The 17,764-nt window shown below is 70.1% G+C and carries 16 protein-coding genes; 7 read left to right on the forward strand and 9 right to left on the reverse strand.

Going from position 1 to position 17,764, the window contains the following annotated elements:
- Positions 1 to 43: 43 nt before the first annotated feature.
- Positions 44 to 625 carry a hypothetical protein gene (locus F5X71_RS01730; RefSeq protein ID WP_167460352.1) on the reverse strand — a complete coding sequence of 194 codons (582 nt, stop codon included), beginning with the start codon at positions 623 to 625 and terminating at the stop codon, positions 44 to 46.
- A 187-nt stretch (positions 626 to 812) separates the two neighbouring features.
- Here F5X71_RS01730 and F5X71_RS01735 point away from each other — a divergent pair, with 187 nt between their 5' ends.
- The 3 genes from F5X71_RS01735 (at position 813) to F5X71_RS01745 (ending at position 2,500) form a co-directional block, all read left to right on the forward strand.
- Positions 813 to 1,142: a YbaB/EbfC family nucleoid-associated protein gene (locus F5X71_RS01735; RefSeq protein ID WP_167460353.1), complete on the forward strand. Its 330-nt coding sequence runs from the start codon at positions 813 to 815 to the stop codon at positions 1,140 to 1,142.
- A 41-nt stretch (positions 1,143 to 1,183) separates the two neighbouring features.
- The gene (gene recR / locus F5X71_RS01740) at positions 1,184 to 1,792 is read left to right on the forward strand and encodes a recombination mediator RecR (protein WP_014981114.1); all 609 of its coding nucleotides are present in this window, start codon (positions 1,184 to 1,186) and stop codon (positions 1,790 to 1,792) included.
- A 90-nt stretch (positions 1,793 to 1,882) separates the two neighbouring features.
- Positions 1,883 to 2,500 (forward strand): LysE family translocator, encoded by a 618-nt coding sequence (locus tag F5X71_RS01745; protein WP_167460354.1) that lies wholly within the window; start codon positions 1,883 to 1,885, stop codon positions 2,498 to 2,500.
- Here the strand turns inward: F5X71_RS01745 and F5X71_RS01750 are convergent, their stop codons facing one another.
- Positions 2,501 to 3,145 carry a hypothetical protein gene (locus tag F5X71_RS01750; protein ID WP_167460355.1) on the reverse strand — a complete coding sequence of 215 codons (645 nt, stop codon included), beginning with the start codon at positions 3,143 to 3,145 and terminating at the stop codon, positions 2,501 to 2,503.
- A gap of 21 nt (positions 3,146 to 3,166) precedes the next feature.
- On the reverse strand, positions 3,167 to 3,373 hold the full coding sequence (locus tag F5X71_RS01755) for a hypothetical protein (RefSeq protein WP_167460356.1): 207 nt from the start codon (positions 3,371 to 3,373) through the stop codon (positions 3,167 to 3,169).
- A 172-nt stretch (positions 3,374 to 3,545) separates the two neighbouring features.
- Between F5X71_RS01755 and F5X71_RS01760 the strand changes: the two genes are divergently transcribed.
- The 4 genes from F5X71_RS01760 to F5X71_RS01775 are packed head-to-tail and all read left to right on the forward strand — an operon-like array spanning position 3,546 to position 12,171.
- The gene (locus F5X71_RS01760) at positions 3,546 to 7,157 is read left to right on the forward strand and encodes a DUF2126 domain-containing protein (protein ID WP_167460357.1); all 3,612 of its coding nucleotides are present in this window, start codon (positions 3,546 to 3,548) and stop codon (positions 7,155 to 7,157) included.
- 38 nt (positions 7,158 to 7,195) lie between these two features.
- The gene (locus F5X71_RS01765) at positions 7,196 to 10,162 is read left to right on the forward strand and encodes a circularly permuted type 2 ATP-grasp protein (RefSeq protein WP_167466128.1); all 2,967 of its coding nucleotides are present in this window, start codon (positions 7,196 to 7,198) and stop codon (positions 10,160 to 10,162) included.
- Positions 10,159 to 11,094 (forward strand): transglutaminase family protein, encoded by a 936-nt coding sequence (locus tag F5X71_RS01770; protein WP_167460358.1) that lies wholly within the window; start codon positions 10,159 to 10,161, stop codon positions 11,092 to 11,094. Before F5X71_RS01765 ends, F5X71_RS01770 begins: the two co-directional genes overlap by 4 nt.
- Positions 11,095 to 11,100: 6 nt before the next feature.
- Positions 11,101 to 12,171 carry a zinc-binding metallopeptidase family protein gene (locus F5X71_RS01775; RefSeq protein ID WP_167460359.1) on the forward strand — a complete coding sequence of 357 codons (1,071 nt, stop codon included), beginning with the start codon at positions 11,101 to 11,103 and terminating at the stop codon, positions 12,169 to 12,171.
- Positions 12,172 to 12,187: 16 nt separating this feature from the next.
- Here F5X71_RS01775 and F5X71_RS01780 read toward each other — a convergent pair whose 3' ends face one another.
- From F5X71_RS01780 to F5X71_RS01805, 6 genes are all read right to left on the reverse strand, one after another.
- Entirely contained in the window at positions 12,188 to 12,988 is an 801-nt protein-coding gene (locus F5X71_RS01780; RefSeq protein ID WP_167460360.1) for an ABC transporter ATP-binding protein, read from the reverse strand.
- Complete coding sequence (locus tag F5X71_RS01785; RefSeq protein ID WP_238815680.1) at positions 12,985 to 14,040, reverse strand: ABC transporter substrate-binding protein; 1,056 nt, start codon at positions 14,038 to 14,040, stop codon at positions 12,985 to 12,987. Before F5X71_RS01785 ends, F5X71_RS01780 begins: the two co-directional genes overlap by 4 nt.
- Positions 14,041 to 14,048: 8 nt before the next feature.
- The gene (locus F5X71_RS01790; protein ID WP_167460362.1) at positions 14,049 to 14,936 is read right to left on the reverse strand and encodes an ABC transporter permease; all 888 of its coding nucleotides are present in this window, start codon (positions 14,934 to 14,936) and stop codon (positions 14,049 to 14,051) included.
- Positions 14,937 to 15,064: 128 nt separating this feature from the next.
- Positions 15,065 to 15,775, reverse strand: coding sequence for a type 1 glutamine amidotransferase (locus tag F5X71_RS01795; protein ID WP_167460363.1), 711 nt, complete (start codon positions 15,773 to 15,775; stop codon positions 15,065 to 15,067).
- On the reverse strand, positions 15,772 to 17,043 hold the full coding sequence (locus F5X71_RS01800; protein WP_167460364.1) for a MurT ligase domain-containing protein: 1,272 nt from the start codon (positions 17,041 to 17,043) through the stop codon (positions 15,772 to 15,774). The genes F5X71_RS01795 and F5X71_RS01800 overlap by 4 nt, the downstream gene beginning before the upstream one ends.
- Positions 17,044 to 17,109: 66 nt before the next feature.
- On the reverse strand, positions 17,110 to 17,745 hold the full coding sequence (locus tag F5X71_RS01805; RefSeq protein WP_167460365.1) for a pyridoxamine 5'-phosphate oxidase family protein: 636 nt from the start codon (positions 17,743 to 17,745) through the stop codon (positions 17,110 to 17,112).
- Positions 17,746 to 17,764: the final 19 nt, after the last annotated feature.

A 17,764-nucleotide genomic window follows, 5' to 3' on the forward strand; every position in this document is an offset into this window, starting at 1 on the left:
GAGATCGAGCGCTGACTCTCGTTGCAAAGTTCGCGCGCGTTGGTCAGGTGAGGACGAAGGTGAGGAGCAGGGTGGTTTGCAGGCCGCCGCGCCACCAGGAGTAGCCGAACCAGACGCCGGGGGTGACCTCGCGGATCTCGTCGTAGACCTGAGGGGTTGGGGAGGGGGCGTAGTCCAGGGCCCAGGTGGGGTTGCCGTCGAGCAGGGCGGGGGCGGAGTAGACGTAGGCGGGCCAGGCTTCGTAGCCTGCACCGGTGACCCGGTTGGTCAGGGTGCCGCCGTCGGGGCCGGTGTAGAAGATCTTGCCGATCCAGAACGCCGACGAAATGCCTTGGATGGACGGCGGTCTGGTCACCCAGCCGTCTTTCACGCCCATCGGCGCCGCACCGCGCGGCGCGTCCCGGAAGATCGCGTCTTGCTGCTCGGGGCCGCAGCGCAGGCGCAGCGCGTCGATGGTGGCGGCCCGGTTGCCCGGATCGAGCACACAGCCGCCGCCGTAGTCGGCGGCCGCCGCGGTGACACCGGGATCGGCGCCGGCTGCCGGAGCACAGACGCCGAGGAAAATGGCGGGAACGCCCAGCGAGAGCACGAGCGTGCTCAGCAGGCGTGCTCGGATAGCGTGCATAGCTTTCTCCAGAACTGCCGCACCGGTCTCCCGACCTACCTTCGATATTAGGTAGATCTTGATCGGGTGAAGGTGGAACTACCCAACCTGTTACCAGTCATGCGCCCCGGTCGGCGCCGCCCACAGGGGCGGTGCCGCGTCCAGGCACTAGGCTGATCAATGACACTTTCTTCAGAGAGGACATGCCGTGCAGCCCGGTGGTCAGTTCGACATGCAGCAGCTACTCGCCCAGGCGCAACAGATGCAGCAGGCGGTGATGCAGGCCCAGGCCGAGCTCGCCGAGGCCGAAGTGGAAGGTCAGGCGGGCAACGGGCTGGTCAAGGTGACCGTCAAGGCGACCGGTGAGATCGTCTCGCTCACCATCGATCCCAAGGCGGTGGACCCGGAGGACGTGGACACCCTGCAGGACCTGGTGATCGGCGCGGTGAACAGCGCGATGGCCACGGCACAGCAGCTCGCCGCCGAACGCCTCGGCCCCCTCGCCGGCGGCGGTATGCCAGGGTTGCCGAACTTCTGACCACCACTACCAGTGCCGTAGAGGCGAAGAGGACGTAGCCGTTGTACGAGGGTCCGGTTCAGGATCTGATCGATGAGCTGGGCAAGCTGCCCGGTGTCGGTCCGAAGAGCGCGCAGCGCATCGCTTTTCATCTGTTGCAGGTGGAGCCGCCGGAGATCGACCGGCTACAGGCCGCCCTGCAGAAGGTGCGCGACGGCGTGCAGTTCTGCGTGTCCTGCGGCACGGTCTCCGACGGCGAGCTGTGCCGCATCTGCGCCGACCCGCGCCGCGACCGCACCATGATCTGCGTGGTCGAGGAGCCGAAGGACGTGCAGGCCATCGAGCGCACGCGCGAGTTCCGCGGCCGCTACCACGTGCTCGGCGGCGCGCTCGACCCGCTCAGCGGGATCGGCCCGGATCAGCTGCGCATCCGGGAACTGTTGGCGCGCATCGGCAATCAGCAGGACGGCGTCGACGTCAGCGAGGTGATCATCGCGACCGACCCGAACACCGAGGGCGAGGCGACGGCCACCTATCTGGTGCGCATGCTGCGCGACTTCCCCGGGCTCAGCGTGACCAGGCTGGCCTCCGGCCTGCCGATGGGCGGTGACCTGGAGTTCGCGGACGAGCTGACCCTCGGGCGCGCCCTGTCGGGACGCCGCGCGCTCTAGATTCGACGGGTGATTCAGCCCGCGACCTGCCGGTCCAGCCCCGAATCACCGGGGGTTGCGCTCGGTTCGCCGCGGGTTACTGTGTCGGAAATGAGCATCGAATTCCTGCTGACCACGCTCGTCATCGTGGTCACCCCGGGCACCGGCGCCTTGTTCACGCTGGCCGCCGGTCTGTCCCGGGGCGCGCGGGCCGGCGTGGTCGCGGCCTTCGGCTGCACGCTGGGCACGGTCCCGCACATGCTCGCCGCGATCACCGGCCTGGCCGCGCTGCTCAACGCGAGCGCCATGGCCTTCCAGACGTTGAAGTACCTGGGTGTCGCGTACCTGGTCTACATGGCGTGGAGCACGTTCCGGGACAAGGGCGCGCTGGCCGTCCCCGAGGAGCACGAGCCGCAGGCGCAGTCGGCGCGCAAGGTGATCGTGTCGGCGGTGCTGCTCAACATCCTCAATCCGAAGCTGACCATCTTCTCCTTCGCGTTCCTGCCGCAGTTCGTGCCAAGCGGCTCACCGAACGCGTTGGCGCGCATGCTCGAATTGAGCGGCATCTTCATGCTCGCCACGTTCGTGGTGTTCGCGATCTACGGTGTCTGCGCGGCCGCGCTGCGTGCCCACGTCATCACCCGCCCGGTGGTGATCACCTGGATGCGCCGGGTGTTCGGCGCGTCGTTCATCGCGCTGGCGGGGCGTCTCGCGGTGCAGAACCAGTAATCAGAGTTCCACGCGCGACCAGGGCAGGGTCTGCAACCGGTCCCGATTGCCGGTGGCCCAGTCCCAGATCAGGGCGGAGACGGTGGCGGCGTCGAGCACCGTGGTGCCGAAGTGCTTCTCGGGCGAGCCGTCTCGATATTCGAGGGTGAACGCGCCGGTCTTCTCTCGGTAGGTCTGCATGTAGACCTGGTCGTCGCGCTCCACCACCAGGTAGGGGTTCGGCGGTGCCAGCTCGGAAACCCATTGGTCGGCCAGGGGTTTCGTCAAATAGGGGAATTCGCCCGCGCCGCCGTGGGTGACCGTGGCAGGCACGTGCCCGGCCGGGTCGATCAGCCACGCCAGCTGCGGGTCGTAGACCGCGTAGTCGAGCGGGGTCGCGACCGAGAAGAGCAACTGCCGCACGAAGCCGATCGCGTCGTAGGGGCAGCTGACCTGCAGAGCCGCGCCGGTCGCGGCGCCGCCCACCGGGGCGTTGCTGAGGAAGTTGTCGTCGGCGGGCAGCTCGTCGTTGCGTTTGTTCAGCTCGGTCGCGATCTGCGCGACCACCTCCGACTCGTGCACCCCCTGCTGGGTGCTCAGGTAAGCGTCGACCTCGGGGATCGATGACGCGACACCGGACGGCAACAAGACGTGGTCATAGCTCACCCGAATAGGGTACGGGTCTGGTCAGGCCCGGCGACGGGCTACGTCGGGCTCCGCGCAGGGGCACCCGCCCGCCACGTCGCCGCAATCGACGACGAAGGTGTGCCGGGCGTAGTCGAGATCGACGCAGCCGTCCTTGGTGCATTCGGTGCGCCGGGTGGCATGGACGACCAGGGTGCCGTGACAGTGGTCGATCGCGGATTCGCAGCATGAACAGTCCAGCTCGCGCATGATTACCTCGCAGCGGGGACGAAGGGCTGAGATCGGTCCGTCATTTCGTGTGTAGCACTCCTGCGGGTCGGGCCGGGGGAGGCCGGCGCCGTGTGTCGCGTGGTGGCCTCGGTGCGGCGACTCTCGGGAAACTCCACGTCCATGCCGTGCTCAGGTGTGGTGAACTTGCTGCATGGGCATCAAGGTGTCGCTCGAACACCGGACCGTCTACACCTTCGACCGGCTGGTCGAGGTGCATCCGCACGTCGTGCGCCTGCGTCCGGCTCCGCACTCCCGCACCAAGGTCGAAGCCTACTCGATGCGGGTGACCCCGGCCGCGCATTTCTGTAATTGGCAGCAGGACGCCTTCGGCAATTTCCTTGCGCGGCTGGTCTTTCCGGAGCCCGCCCGGGAACTGTCGGTGACCGTCGGGCTGATCGCGGACCTCGAGGCGATCAACCCGTTCGACTTCTTCATCGAGGAGTACGCCGAGCATTTCCCGTTCCGCTACGGCGCGGATCTGCTCGCCGACCTGGAGCCGTATCTGCGGCCGGTGGACGAGGCGGGGCCGGGCTCTGGCCCCGGTGCCGGGGTGCGCGACTGGGTGCGGGCGCACGCCGGCACCGCGCGGCCGCGCACCATCGACTTCTTGGTCACCGTCAACCAGGCCTTACGGCACGACGTCGGCTACACCGTGCGGATGGAGCCGGGCGTGCAGACCCCCGATCACACGCTGCGGGCCGCGCTCGGCTCGTGTCGCGATTCGGCCTGGCTGCTGGTCTCGATCCTGCGCGAGCTGGGGCTCGCCGCGCGGTTCGTGTCCGGCTATCTGGTGCAGCTCGCCCAGGACGTGCCGTCGCTGGACGGACCGTCGGGCCCGCAGGCCGACTTCACCGACTTGCACGCCTGGACCGAGGTGTATCTGCCCGGTGCCGGCTGGGTCGGGCTCGACCCGACCTCCGGCCTGTTCGCGGGGGAGGGACACATCCCGCTCGCCGCGACGCCGCACCCGGTCTCCTCCGCACCCATCACCGGGGCGACCGGGCCGACCGGCGCCACCATGGACTTCAGCAACACCGTCCGGCGCATCCACGAGGATCCGCGGGTCACGTTGCCCTACACCGCATCCCAGTGGGCGCGGATCGCGGCCTCCGGTGCCGCGCTGGACGCGCGGATGGCCGCCGACGACGTGGGGCTGACCGTCGGCGGCGAACCCACCTTCGTCTCCATCGACGACCAGACCGCGCCCGAATGGACCACCGAGGCCGACGGCGCGCACAAGCGCGAGCGCGCGGTGGATCTCGCCGAGCGACTGCGGCGGATCTACGCGCCGACCGGACTCACCCAGTACCGGCAGGGCAAGTGGTACCCGGGAGAACCGTTGCCGCGCTGGGAGATCGCGGTGGCGTGGCGCGCGGACGGGACACCGCTGTGGACCCGCCACGACCTGCTAGCCGACCCGTGGACGCCCCTGTCCACCGCCTGGCCGCAGCCGGACCCACCGGCCCCCGGCGGCGCCCCGGCCTCCGGGACAGGCGCCGTCGCCTTGGCGAACGACGCTGTGACCGACCATGTTTCGGAGAACGGCGCGAGCCGGGCGACGGTCGGTGTGGCGGGGCGAGCCGACGTAGCCGCGTCGTCGGTCGAGCCTGGCACGGACGTTACCTCCGGTGCTCAGGTGTCGGAGGTGCAGCCTGCCAACGCGCAGGCCGGATTGCGTGCGCGTGCGCACGGGCCTGCGCCCGCCGACGCTGCGCGTGCGCTCGTCGCGCACATCGCGGCCGGTCTTGGGTTGCCGGAGACTCAGGTGCGGCCCGCGTACGAGGATCCGCTGCTGCGGCTCGCCAAGAAAATGCGTGCGCCGCAAGGGGTTCCGGCGGACGAGCAGGAGGATATCGACCCCGGCGCGGACTCGCCGCAGGCCAGGGCGCAACTGCTGGCGCGGCTCGACGCCGAGGTCACCGAGCCCGCCGCGTACGTGCTGTCGCTGTATCGCCGCGCGGACGGCGCGGGCTGGGCAAGTGCCGACTGGCGGTTGCGCCGCGGCGTGCGCGCGGACCAGCCCGCCGGTCGAATCGTGTTGACGGAAGGCGATTCTCCGGCCGGTCTGCGCCTGCCACTGGACGCGGTGTCCTGGCATCCGCCGCACCCGCGACCCGACGCCGATCCGCTGTTCGTCGGTCCGCGTGCGCCTGCGCCGCCCGAGCCGCCCGCGCAGGTGCGGTCCGCCGACTGGGAACCGACCACCGCGCTGGTCGGCGAGGTGCGCGACGGACGGCTGCACGTATTCCTGCCGCCCACCGAACAATTCGACGATTTCGTCGACCTGATCCGGCGGGTCGAAACCGCGGTGACCGAGCTCGACCGCCCGGTGGTGCTCGAGGGATACCCGCCGCCCACCGACTCCCGGCTGCGGACCTTCTCGGTGACACCCGATCCGGGCGTGATCGAGGTCAACGTGCAGCCGACGGTCTCGTTCGCCGAACAGTCCGAGCTGTTGTCGACGCTGTACGAGCAAGCGCGCCTGGCCCGGCTGAGCACCGAGTCGTTCGACGTGGACGGCACGCACGGCGGCACCGGCGGCGGTAACCACATCACGCTGGGCGGCACGACGCCCGCGCGCTCGCCGCTGCTGCGCAGGCCGGATCTGCTGGTGTCGATGCTCACCTATTGGCAGCGGCATCCCGCGCTGTCGTATCTGTTCGCCGGGCGGTTCGTCGGGCCGACCTCGCAGGCGCCCCGGGTGGACGAAGGCCGTGCGGAGGCGCTGTACGAGCTGGAGATCGCGTTCGCCGAGATCGCGCGGCTCACCCCGCCCGGCGCGCGATTCCACGCGCCGTGGCACGTCGATCGCGCGCTGCGACACCTGCTCACCGATCTCACCGGCAACACCCACCGCGCCGAGTTCTGCATCGACAAGCTCTACAGTCCCGAAACGGCAAGGGGCAGGCTGGGTTTGGTGGAGCTGCGCGGCTTCGAGATGCCGCCGCACTATCAGATGGCGATGGTGCAGTCGCTGCTGGTGCGCGGGCTGGTCGCCCGCTTCTGGTCCGAGCCGTTGCGCGCCCCGCTCATTCGGCACGGCGCGAATCTGCACGGCCGGTATCTGCTGCCGCATTTCGTGCTCGCCGATATCGCCGAGGTCGCCGCCGACCTGCGGGCGTACGGCATCGATTTCGACCTCAGCTGGCTGGATCCGTTCGCCGAGTTCCGTTTCCCGCGAATCGGCACGGTCGTGCTCGGCGATATCGAACTGGAACTGCGCGGCGCCATCGAGCCGTGGCACACCCTCGGCGAGCAGACCACGGCCGCGGGCACCGCGCGCTATGTCGACTCGTCGGTGGAGCGGCTGCAGGTGCGGGTGGTCGGCGCCGATCGCGGCCGCTTCGTGGTGACCTGCAACGGCATGCCGCTGCCGCTGCTGGCCACCGAGAAGGCCGGTGTGCAGGTGGCGGGGGTGCGGTATCGGGCATGGCAGCCGCCGAACGCGCTGCATCCCTCGCTCACCGTCGACGTGCCGCTGGTTTTCGACCTCATCGATGCCGAGACCGGGTTGTCGCATGGCGGCTGCACCTACCACGTGGCGCACCCCGGCGGCATGGCCTACGACGAGCCCCCGGTGAACGCGGTGGCCGCGCAATCGCGCCGCAATCGGCGCTTCGAGGCGGCCGGGCACACCACCGCACGCGTGGACCCCGGGGAACTACGTGCGAAAATGGCAGCACAGACCATGGACAGCGGCGTGGCGGGCCTGCTCGACCTGCGCCGTGCGCGGACCGTCTGGGGCTTGGTCGGCGACCGGTAGGCACGTCTGGCAGGGGAAGCGAGGTCGGCGCGGTGACAATGCGCGAAGCCGAATCGTCGTCGCGGGACGGGCGGCGGGCGAGCAGCGTCGCGCCCGGCGTGCGCGAGCAGGTGGCCGAGCAATTCGAGCGCTACCGCACCGGCGGCGGGCAGATCGCGCCGTACGACGAATGCGGCAGACCCACCGAGGGCTATTACGACGAGCTGGTCGACGGTGGCGGCCGGGTGCGCCGCATGTGGTCGGAGCTGTCCGCGGACTTCGTCGAGCTCGGTACCACCGGCCTCGGCAGGCTGGACAGCCGGGTGCGCAGGCTGATCGAGGACGACGGCATCACCTACACCGAGGTCACCGGTTCGGGCGAGCAGGCGGTGACCACGCCGTGGCGATTGGATCCGATCCCGCTGCTCGTCTCCGCCGAGGACTGGTCCCGGCTCGAAGCGGGCCTGGTGCAGCGCTCGCGGCTGCTCGACGAGGTGCTCACCGACGTCTACGGCCCGCGCCGGATGCTCACCAACGGCCTGCTGCCGCCCGAGGTGGTCTTCGGCTACGGCGGTTATGTCCGTGCCGCCCATGGCATCACGGTGCCGGGACGGCATCAGCTGTTCCTGCACGCCTGCGACATCAGCCGGTGGAGCGACGGCCGGTTCCGGGTCACCGCCGATTGGGCGCAGGCGCCCTCCGGCGCGGGCTATGCGCTCGCCGATCGCCGCGTGGTGTCGACGGCGATCCCGGAGGCCTTCGAGCATTCCAATCCCCGACCGCTCACCCCGTTCGCCAGGGCGATGCGACTGATGCTGATCGAATCCGCGCCGGAGGGCGAGGCCGACGACCCCGTGGTCGTCGTGCTGAGTCCCGGTGTGCATTCCGAAACCGCTTACGACCAAGCCAATCTCGCGTCCATGCTGGGCTTTCCACTGGTGGAGAGCGCGGATCTGGTGGTGCGCGACGGTGCGCTGTGGATGCGCTCGCTCGGCACATTGCGCCGGGTCGACGTGGTGCTGCGGCGCGTGGACGCCGAGTTCTCCGATCCGCTCGACCTGCGCCCGGACTCGCGGCTGGGCGTGGTGGGCTTGGTCGAGGTATTGCGCAGGGGCGCGGTGACCGTGGTGAACACCCTGGGCAGCGGTCTGCTGGAGAACCCGGCGCTGACCGGCTTCCTGCCGCGGCTGTCCAGGGCGCTGCTCGGGGAGGATCTGCTGCTGGAGAGCGCGCCGAGCTACTGGGGCGGCGACGACAAGGAACGCGCCCATCTGACGAACAACTTGCACCGCTTGATCATTCGCTCCGCCGAGGACGGCTCGACGATCATCGGGCCCGCGCTGTCGATCCGGCAGCGCGCCGACCTGCGCGCGCGGATCGAGGCCACCGGCTGGCAGTGGGTCGGTCAAGAGCCCGCGCAGTTCTCGGTCGCGCCCGCGGTGGAGGGCTACGGCGGACTGACCCCCGCGCCGGTCGGCATGCGGTTGTTCTCGATGGCCCACCGCGGCGGTTACACGGCGATGGCGGGTGGCCTCGGCCAGCTGCATCAGCGCACTGTGCCCGATCGCGTGGTGATCAAGGTTGCCGCGAAGGACATCTGGGTGCGGGCCGCGCAGGCGCCGGTGCCCGCGGTCGGCACCGAGGCCCCGCACGAGGAGCGGGTCGCGCGGCGGCTGCCGATCGTGGCGGCGATCAGCTCGCCGCGCGTGCTCAACGACCTGTTCTGGATGGGGCGTTACAGCGAGCGCGCCGAGTCCGCGGCACGGCTGCTGATGGCCACGCACGAGCGCTACCAGGACTTCCGCTACCGACCCTGGTTGGAGGGTGCGGAGGCGGTGCCGGTCCTGATGGCCGCGCTGGCGCGGGCGACGGCGACCGTCGCGCCTGCAGCGGTGTTGTCCGGCCCGGCACCGGACGACGACCCGCAGCAGGCGCCCGACTCCGATACGGACGCCGAACACGGTGTTACGCAATCGAGTTCGGTGGGTAGCCAGAGTCAGACCATGCGCGCCCAGCCGGGAGCGATGGCGGCCGCGCAGCGCGGCTCCGGGCAGTCGCAGTCCCACGGTGCGCCCGACGCCACGGATCACGTTGCTTCCCAAGCGGATTCCGATAAGCTCAGCGGCGCGACGGAGGTGCGCACGGCGCGGGCGGCGGCCGAGGCGGGGGCTTCGGACTCCGGGGACCCGGTCGGCATGCCGGTGCGGCATGCCGTGGCAGGCGCGTCGCGGGAGGGACACGACTACCTGGTGGCGTTGACCATCGACCGAGAACTGCCCGGCTCGTTGGCCTTTGCCGTCGACCGCTATGCGAACGCCGCGCGGGCCGTGCGCGACCAGCTCTCCAACGATACCTGGATGATCCTCAGTGCGGTGGACCGGGCGATGGCCGAGTACCGCGCCTTCGGCGAGGACCGCGAATCCGCGCTGTCGGCGGTGCATTCGCTCACGCTGGCCGGGCTGCTCTCGCTGTCCGGGATCGGCGCCGAGTCGCTGGTGCGCGACTCCGGTTGGTACGTCATGGATATCGGCAAACGGATCGAGCGCGGACTCGCGCTGACCGCGTTGATGTCGGCGGCGCTGACCGGGACCTATCCGGAGGAGGCCGAGCGGGTGGTCACCGAGTCGGTGCTGCGCGCCGCCGAATCGCAGGTGAGTTACCGACGGCGGCACCGTGATTCGGTCCGCATCGCGGCCGTCGCCGGGCTGCTGCTCTTCGACACCAGCAATCCGCGGTCGCTGGCCTATCAGCTGGACCGGCTCGACGCGGACCTGCGGTCGCTGCCCGGCGCCTCGGGATCGTCGCGGCCGCAGCGGCTGCTCGCCGACGCACAGCGCATGCTGCGCCGGGTCGATCCGGACGATCTGGAGGTCACCGACGACGAGGGCAGGCGCACCGAGCTTGCCGAACTGCTCGACGGCGTGCATCTGCGCCTGCGCAAGCTGGCCGAATCATTCGAAACCGCGAAGCTGTCGCTGCCCGTCGGCTTCCAGCCGCTGTGGGGTAGCACGCGGGTGGTCGGATGAGCGAACGCACGCTCGACCCGGCCGAGCGCAACGGTGCGGCCCGCCGGTATCGCGTCGCCCATCGCACCACCTACCGCTACTCCGACGAGGTCACCAGTTCCTACGGCCGCGCCTATCTGACGCCGCGGGAATTCCCTGGGCAACGGCTGCTTTCGCACGAGGTGTCGATCGATCCGGTGCCCTCGGACCAGTCCATCGGCTCGGACGTGTACGGCAACACCACGTCGTATTTCCATGTCACGGCCGAACATCGGACTCTGGTGGTGACCGGCGAATCGCTGGTCGAGGTCGACCCGCCGGGCGACACCGCGGCGGGCACGGCGAGCATGCCGTGGGAAAGCGCGCGGCCGACCGCGGCGACGGGACCGCTGGCCGTGGAGTTCACCCTCGACCTGCGGCCGCCCGAGATCACCCCGGAGGTCACGGCGTACGCGGCCGAATCGCTGACCCCCGGTCGCCCGCTGCTCGCGGCGGTGGCCGAGTTGAACAGCCGCATTCACGCGGACTTCGCGTACAAGTCGGGTTCGACCACGGTCTCCACCAAGGTCGCCGACGTGTTCGCGGCCCGAACGGGCGTCTGCCAGGACTTCGCCCGTGTAGGTGTGGCCTGTCTGCGCTCGCACGGCTTGGCCGCCCGCTACGTCTCGGGCTACCTGGCCACCGACCCGCCGCCCGGCAAGGAGCGCATGGTCGGCGCCGACGCCACCCACGCCTGGGCCGCCGTGTGGGTGCCGAGCGCCGACGCCCACGATCGAACCGGTCGGTGGATCGACTTCGACCCGACCAACGACCAATTCGGGGACGAACGCTATGTCACGGTGGCTTGGGGGCGCGATTACGCCGATGTGCCGCCGCTGCGTGGCATCATTTATACCGACGCCAAAGAGAGCACAATTACCGTCTCGGTCGACGTCTCTCCGGTGGAGGTGTGAGCCAGCGTGCGTGATTTCGCCTGTCCCCATTGCGGCCAGCAGCTGGCCTTCGAGAACTCGGTGTGCCTGTCGTGTTCCAGCCCACTGGGTTTCAGCCTCGACACGCTCAGCCTGGTGGTGATCGGCGATCCGCCGGGCGAGGCGACGGTGGACGCGGCCGCCGGTGTGGTCGACGCGAGCCGGTTCCGGCTGTGCGACAACCTGCATGTGGCGCAGTGCAATTGGCTGGTCGAGGTGCCTGCCGAGGCGGCGGTCGACGGCGCGGCGAACGGCAACGGACAGCCCGTGCTCTGCGCGTCGTGCCAGCTGACCCGCACCCGTCCGAATGATCTCGACGCCGCGGGGCTGGCCGCGTTCGCCGAGGCCGAGGCGGCCAAGCGCAGGTTGATCGTCGAACTGACCGAGCTCGGCCTGCCGATCGTCGGCCGCGACCAGGATTCGGCCCGCGGGCTGGCCTTCGACCTGCTCTCCAGCGTGCACAAACAGGTGATCACCGGCCACCAGGACGGCGTGATCACGCTGGATCTGGCCGAGGCCAACGACCCGCACCGCGAACAGCTACGCATCGAGATGGACGAGCCGTATCGCACGCTGCTCGGGCACTTCCGGCACGAGATCGGCCACTACTACTTCATGGTTCTGGTCGACGACGACGAGGCACGTCGGCGCTTCGGTGACCTGTTCGGCGATCCCGACGCCGACTACCAGGCGGCGTTGGACCGGCACTATGCCGAAGGCGCGCCGCCCAATTGGGAGTCCGACTACGTCTCCTCCTATGCCACCATGCACCCCGCCGAGGACTGGGCCGAGACCTTCGCGCACTACCTGCACATCCGCGACACCCTCGATACCGCGGCGGCGTTCGGGATCGCCCCCGCGGGCGCCAGCCTGGACCGCCCGCAGGTGGGCCGCTCGGGGTTCGACAAGATCATCGATCTGTGGCTGCCGCTGGCCTGGTCGCTCAACATGGTCAACCGCTCGATGGGGCACCCAGACCTCTACCCGTTCGTGCTCCCGGAGCGCGTGCTCGACAAGATGCGCCTGGTCCACGAACTGTGCGCTCGGTCAGGGGCATAGCCCTTCTGCGGCAACGTTATTCGTGTGCGGCGTAGATGTGCGCCGAGACCTCGTCGCGCATCGTGGTGAAGCCGGGCCGCTCGCGCAGTTCCGCGAAGCTCGGCTCGACGAGCCCGGCCTTGAACGAGGTCGGCTCGTCGTAGATCACCCGGCCCGGCCTGGTGCCCATGACCAGCACCCGGGTGCCGAGCAGGAGTGCCTCATCGATGCTGTGCGTGACGAACAGGACCGTCTTGCGCCGCTCGCGCCACAGCGTCAGCAGCTCACCCTGGAGCTTCTCCCTGGTCAACGCGTCCAACGCGCCGAACGGCTCGTCCATCAGGATGATCCGCGGATCGTTGATCAACACCCGGGCGATCTGCGCGCGCTGCTGTTGCCCGCCGGACAGCTCGTAGGGCCGGCGACCACCCAGGTGGTCGAGGCCGACCAGGGTGAGCATCCGCTGCGCCTCGGCGCCGCGGGCGGCCCGTGGCACGCCGCGGACCTTCGGGCCGAACTCGACGTTCTGCCGTACCGAGAGCCATGGGTAGAGATTGGGTTGCTGGAAGACGACGCCACGGTCGGGAGCGGGCCCGGTGACCGGACGGTCGCCGATCAGGACGCGGCCCTCGGTCGGTTCGAGGAAGCCGGCGAGCAGGTTCAGCAGCGTGGACTTGCCGCAGCCGGAAGGTCCGACAACACAGACGAATTCGCCGGGGTCCAGGGTCAGGTCGGTCGGGGCGAGCACCTGGGTCGGGCCATCGTCGCCGCGGTAGGACTTGCTCACCCCGGCGAGGGTGACCCGGTGGCGGGCCGCGGTGTCGGCGCGCACCGTCACGAGCCGGCCGCCTTCGCCGCGTCGACGTAAATGCCCGCGCGGTAAGCGGTTTCGTCGCCGACCGCGTCGATGCCGCCCTGGCTCAGCAGGAATTCGGCCGTCTTGCGCAGATCCGCGCCGAAGCCGCCGCCGAGATACCTCGCGTCGGCCTGCTCGGCCGCGCCGAGATAGGTGTATCCGGCCAACTGCGGGCCGACCAGCTTCGGATCGATACCGAGCTGCGCGCCGATCGACACGGCCGCGTCCTCGGGCGCGGTCCGCACCTGTTGGACGGCGTAGTCCTGGAGCTTCGCCCAGACCGCCGCGAAGCGCGCGTGCTCGTCCAGGAATTTCCGGCTCGCCACCGCCAGATCGAAGGTGGGTGCGCCCGCCGCCGCGGTCTCGGCACTGGAGGTCACGATGTGCCCGCCGGAGTCGAGCAGCTTCGACAGGGTCGGGTCCCACACCCACGCCGCATCGATCTGGCCGCCGGTCCACGCGCCGGGAATCGCGTCGGGTTTGAGGTTGATCAGCTGCACGTCCGCGGCCAGCCCGGCCCGGTCCAGCGCGGCGAGCAGGCTGTAGTGGGCGGTGCTGCCGAACGGCGTCGCGACGCGCTTGCCGCGCAACCCGGCCAGGTCGGTGACCGCCGCGTCCCTGGCGACCAGCGACTCGGACTTGCCGATGACATCGTGGATCCACAGCACCCGCACCGGCAGGTCGAGCGGCGCGGACAGCGCCTTGGTCGCGGGCGCCGAGCCGAGCGTGCCGATATCGAGGCTGCCCGCGCCGAACGCCTGCACCACGTCGGCACCCGAAGCGAACTGGCTCCAGGTGACTTTCGCGTTCGGCAGGCAGGCGGCGAGCAGCCCACGGTCCTTCACGAGCAGGTCGGCGTTGGGAATCGCCTGGTAGCCGATCCTGGCCTCGGTGGTGACGCCGGGGTCGACCGGGAACGGGCAACTCGCCTGCGCGCCAGCGGCTCCGGTGTCGCCGCGCCCGGATTCGACGCACCCGGCCGTCGCCGCGAGGACGGCCGCGAGGGCCAGACCGATCGTAACGGCACGGCGCACAGCGGATTTCATACCTTGCCTTTCCACGGAACTGCTTTGGCACCAAGGAACTTGATGACCGAGTCGAGCACGAGAGCGGCGGCGCCGATCACGATGATGCACGCGATTGTCAGCGGCGTATTCAATTGCGTGCCTGCGATATACGCGAGGCCGCCGATGCCGGGGATGCCGTTGTTCAGCTCGGCGGCGACCACGGTAGTCCAGGCGAACGCGGTGGCGATCCGGATGCCGCCGATCACCTCGGGCAGCGTCGCGGGCAGCACCACCCGCGAAATGACCTGTGCCCGTCCGGCGCCCAGCGCGCGGGCGGCGTTCCGATAGTCCTGCTTGACCCCGGTGACACCGGTGAGCGTGGCGATCGCGATGGGTGGGAAGGCCGCGAGGAACAGCAGCCAGATCTTCGACACGTCGCCGATGCCGAACCAGACGATCAGCAGGCCGATATAGCCGAGCGGCGGCAGGGAACGCAGGAAGTTGAGGATCGGCTCGGTGATCAAGCGCACCGGCGCGAGCATGCCCATCACGAAGCCGACCAGCGGCCCGGTCACGATCGCAAGGCCGACGCCGGCGCCGATCCGCTGCAGGCTGGCGAGCAGGTGTTCCCACAGGTAGTAGTTCTGTTCGCCGATTACCGTGCGGTCGACGCCCGCTGCGATCTGGTGGCGGGAGTTGGCCCGCACGAACGCGTCCCACACCGCGCGCGGCGCGGGCAGATACAGCGGGTCGACCAACCCCGACGCCGTGATCGCCACCCAGAGCCCGAGCACCAGGGCGAGTGCGGCGAGGCGGGCCAGCATTGGCCCGGCCACCCGAAAGGAGCGCTGCGGTCGACGGACCGGCGCGTCGGGCGCCTCGGCTCGGGCCGTCGGCGTTTCCGGCGTGCTGATCGCGGTCATCGGGCCCTGCCCGGACTGCCGATTTCGGGCACGACACTCTCCTCACGATTCGCCGCTGAGCACGGCGAATGTCGAGGCTAGCCGGGTGCGCCCGCAGCGGGGAGAGTTAGGAACGCCGTGAACATAACTCAGGCGCGCAGGCGCTCCCTGCGCAGCTGCTCGACCTCGGGCAGCTCCAGCGGAGCCAGTTCCGAGACACCGAGCGCCCGCATCAGCAGCAGATCCGCGAGTTCCGGGTTACGGGCCAGCGCGGGGCCGTGCATATAGGTGCCGAGCACCGAACCCTGCACCACGCCCTCGAGGCCGTCGCCGACCCCGTTGCCGACGCCGCGGGTGACCCGGGCCAGCCCGCTCGCGTCACCGCCGAGTTTCGTACCGCCACGGTGGTTTTCGAATCCGGTCAGTGCCGCGGTGAGGCCGGGCAGCAGCGGTGTCGTGGTGACCTCGCCGATCGCGCGCTCGGACTGCGGTGCGGTGGTCACATCGATCATGCCGACGCCGTCGACGCGCTCGCCCGACGAGGTCTCGTACCACTGGCCGAGCACCTGGATCGCGGCGCAGATGGCAAGCACCGGAGCGCCTTTCGCGGCGGCCTGCTGCAGGCCCGGGTAGCGCTGCAGGTGCCGGGTGGCCAGGCGCTGCGCGGAATCCTCCGCGCCGCCGAGGGTGTAGATGTCCAGCGAATCGGGCACCGGGTCGGCCAGGGTGATCTCGACGATCTCGGCGGCATAGCCGCGCAGCCGCAGCCGCTGGCGCAACACCAGCGCGTTGCCGCCGTCGCCGTAGGTGCCCATCACGTCGGGCAGTACCAGCCCGATCCGTACTGTCGATTCGGTCATGCCGTCCGTCCGTCGAGGTCGCGGTTGAGATCACGGAACGCGGTGTAGTTCGCCAGCACCTCGACGTGCCCGGCGGGGCAGGAAGCGATGGCGCGCACCGGATTCGACACCGTGGTGTGTTCGACGCCCGCGTAGGTGAGGCGCACCGCGAGGTCGGTGGCCCGCTCGCCCGAGGCGACCACCTGCACCCCTTCGAAGTGTTCGAACCGCACATCCCACAGCCAGGACAGATCCTCGCCGTCGGGCACCTGTCCGTTCACCGCGATGACGAGCCCGGCCGCGGCCGGTTCGATCATCGAGAGCGCCTCCTGCCAGCCCGCCGGATTCTTGGCCAGCAGCAGTCGGGCGGCATGGTCGCCGACCTGCACCGTCCGGTAGCGGCCCGCGATCTCGCGCACCGTGCCGGTGGCGGTGACGGCGTCGGCGGCGCCGGCGCCGAGCGCGACCGCCGCGGCCACCGCCTGCGCGGCGTTGCCGCGATTGGCCCGGCCGGGCAGGGCCAGCTCGAGCGGCAGCCGCACCCCGTCGGGGCCGACCAGGTCGTTGCCCTCGAGCCACCAATCCGGTTCTGGCCGTGCGAAATCCGCGCCGGTGCTGCGCCAGTGCTTGCCCGCCTCGCCGCCCCTGGCGCCGGCGGGCGCGTCTTCCCAGACGATGGGCTCACCGCTGCGCGGGCAGCTGGTGGCATCCATCGACCAGCCGCTGCCCGCGGCCACCCACACCACGTTCGGGTGGTCGTAGGCGATCGAGGTCACCAGCACGTCGTCGCAGTTCGCGATCACCACGGTGGCAGGGTGGCGGGCCAGGCCCGCGCGCAGCTTGCGCTCGATCATGTTGATCTCGCCGACCCGGTCCAGCTGGTCGCGGCTCAGGTTGAGCAGCACGACCGCGGCCGGATTCAGCGAGTCGGTCACGTGCGGCAGATGCAGCTCGTCCACCTCGATCGCGGCCAGCGGCGCGCCGCGGTGCACGCTGAGCGCGGCGACGATGCCCGCGTCCATGTTCGCGCCGTCGGCCTGGGTGGCCACCGCGCCGAGCGTGCCGAGCGCCGCCGTGGTCATCCTGGTCGTGGTCGACTTGCCGTTGGTGCCGGTGATCAGCACCGTGCGCTTGCCACGGCCGAGCTGGTCCATGATCGTCTTGTCGATCTGCAGCGCGATGAGCCCGCCGATCATCGATCCCTTGCCGCGTCCCGCCTTCTGCGAGGCCCACGACGCTGCCGCCGCGGCCCGCAGCGCGATTCGCCCGCGCACCGAAATGTCTGCCACGCCGCGAGTCTAATGTCGGCCCGCCCCGGCGGCCGCGCCAGCCGCCAACCGGGGCGACCCGCGGCGTCAGCCCTGGTAGAGCTTGGCGTTGTAGTTCGCGGGCGCGTAGTGCTGTTCGAGTTCCTCGATCGTCGCGGTGACCTCGCTCTGCACCTCTTTGACGAGGCGGGGCCAGCTGGGCAGGCCGTCGTCGGACCACCGCTCGGGCTGCCAGAGATTGCTGCGCAGGAACGCTTTGGCGCAGTGGAAGTAGATCTGCTCGATCGAGACCTCGACGGCCAGGATCGGGCGGTGGCCGCGCACCACCATGTCGTCGAAGTACGGTGCGTCGCGCACCAGCCTGGCACGGCCGTTGATCCGCAGGGTCTGCGGCCTGCCCGGAATGATGAACAGCAGCCCGACATGCGGATTGGTGAGGATGTTCAGGTAGCCGTCGGCCCGTCTATTGCCCGGCCGCTCCGGGATCGCGAGGGTCCGGTCGTCGAGGACCTTGACGAAGCCCGCCGGGTCGCCCTTCGGTGAGGCGTCGCAGGTGCCCTCGGCGTCACTGGTGCTCATCACCAGAAACGGCGTCGCGGCGATCCAGTCCCGGTCCCTCGGGTGCAGCGCGACGCGCTCCTTGTTCGCCGCGAGCGGCGTGACCTCGCCGAGTAGTCGCCGCAGTTCGGCCGGGTCGGTGATCTGTTCGCTGATTTCGCTCACACCTGATTCAAGCACTCGC

The organism is Nocardia brasiliensis (assembly GCF_011801125.1).
GTDB lineage: Bacteria > Actinomycetota > Actinomycetes > Mycobacteriales > Mycobacteriaceae > Nocardia > Nocardia brasiliensis_C.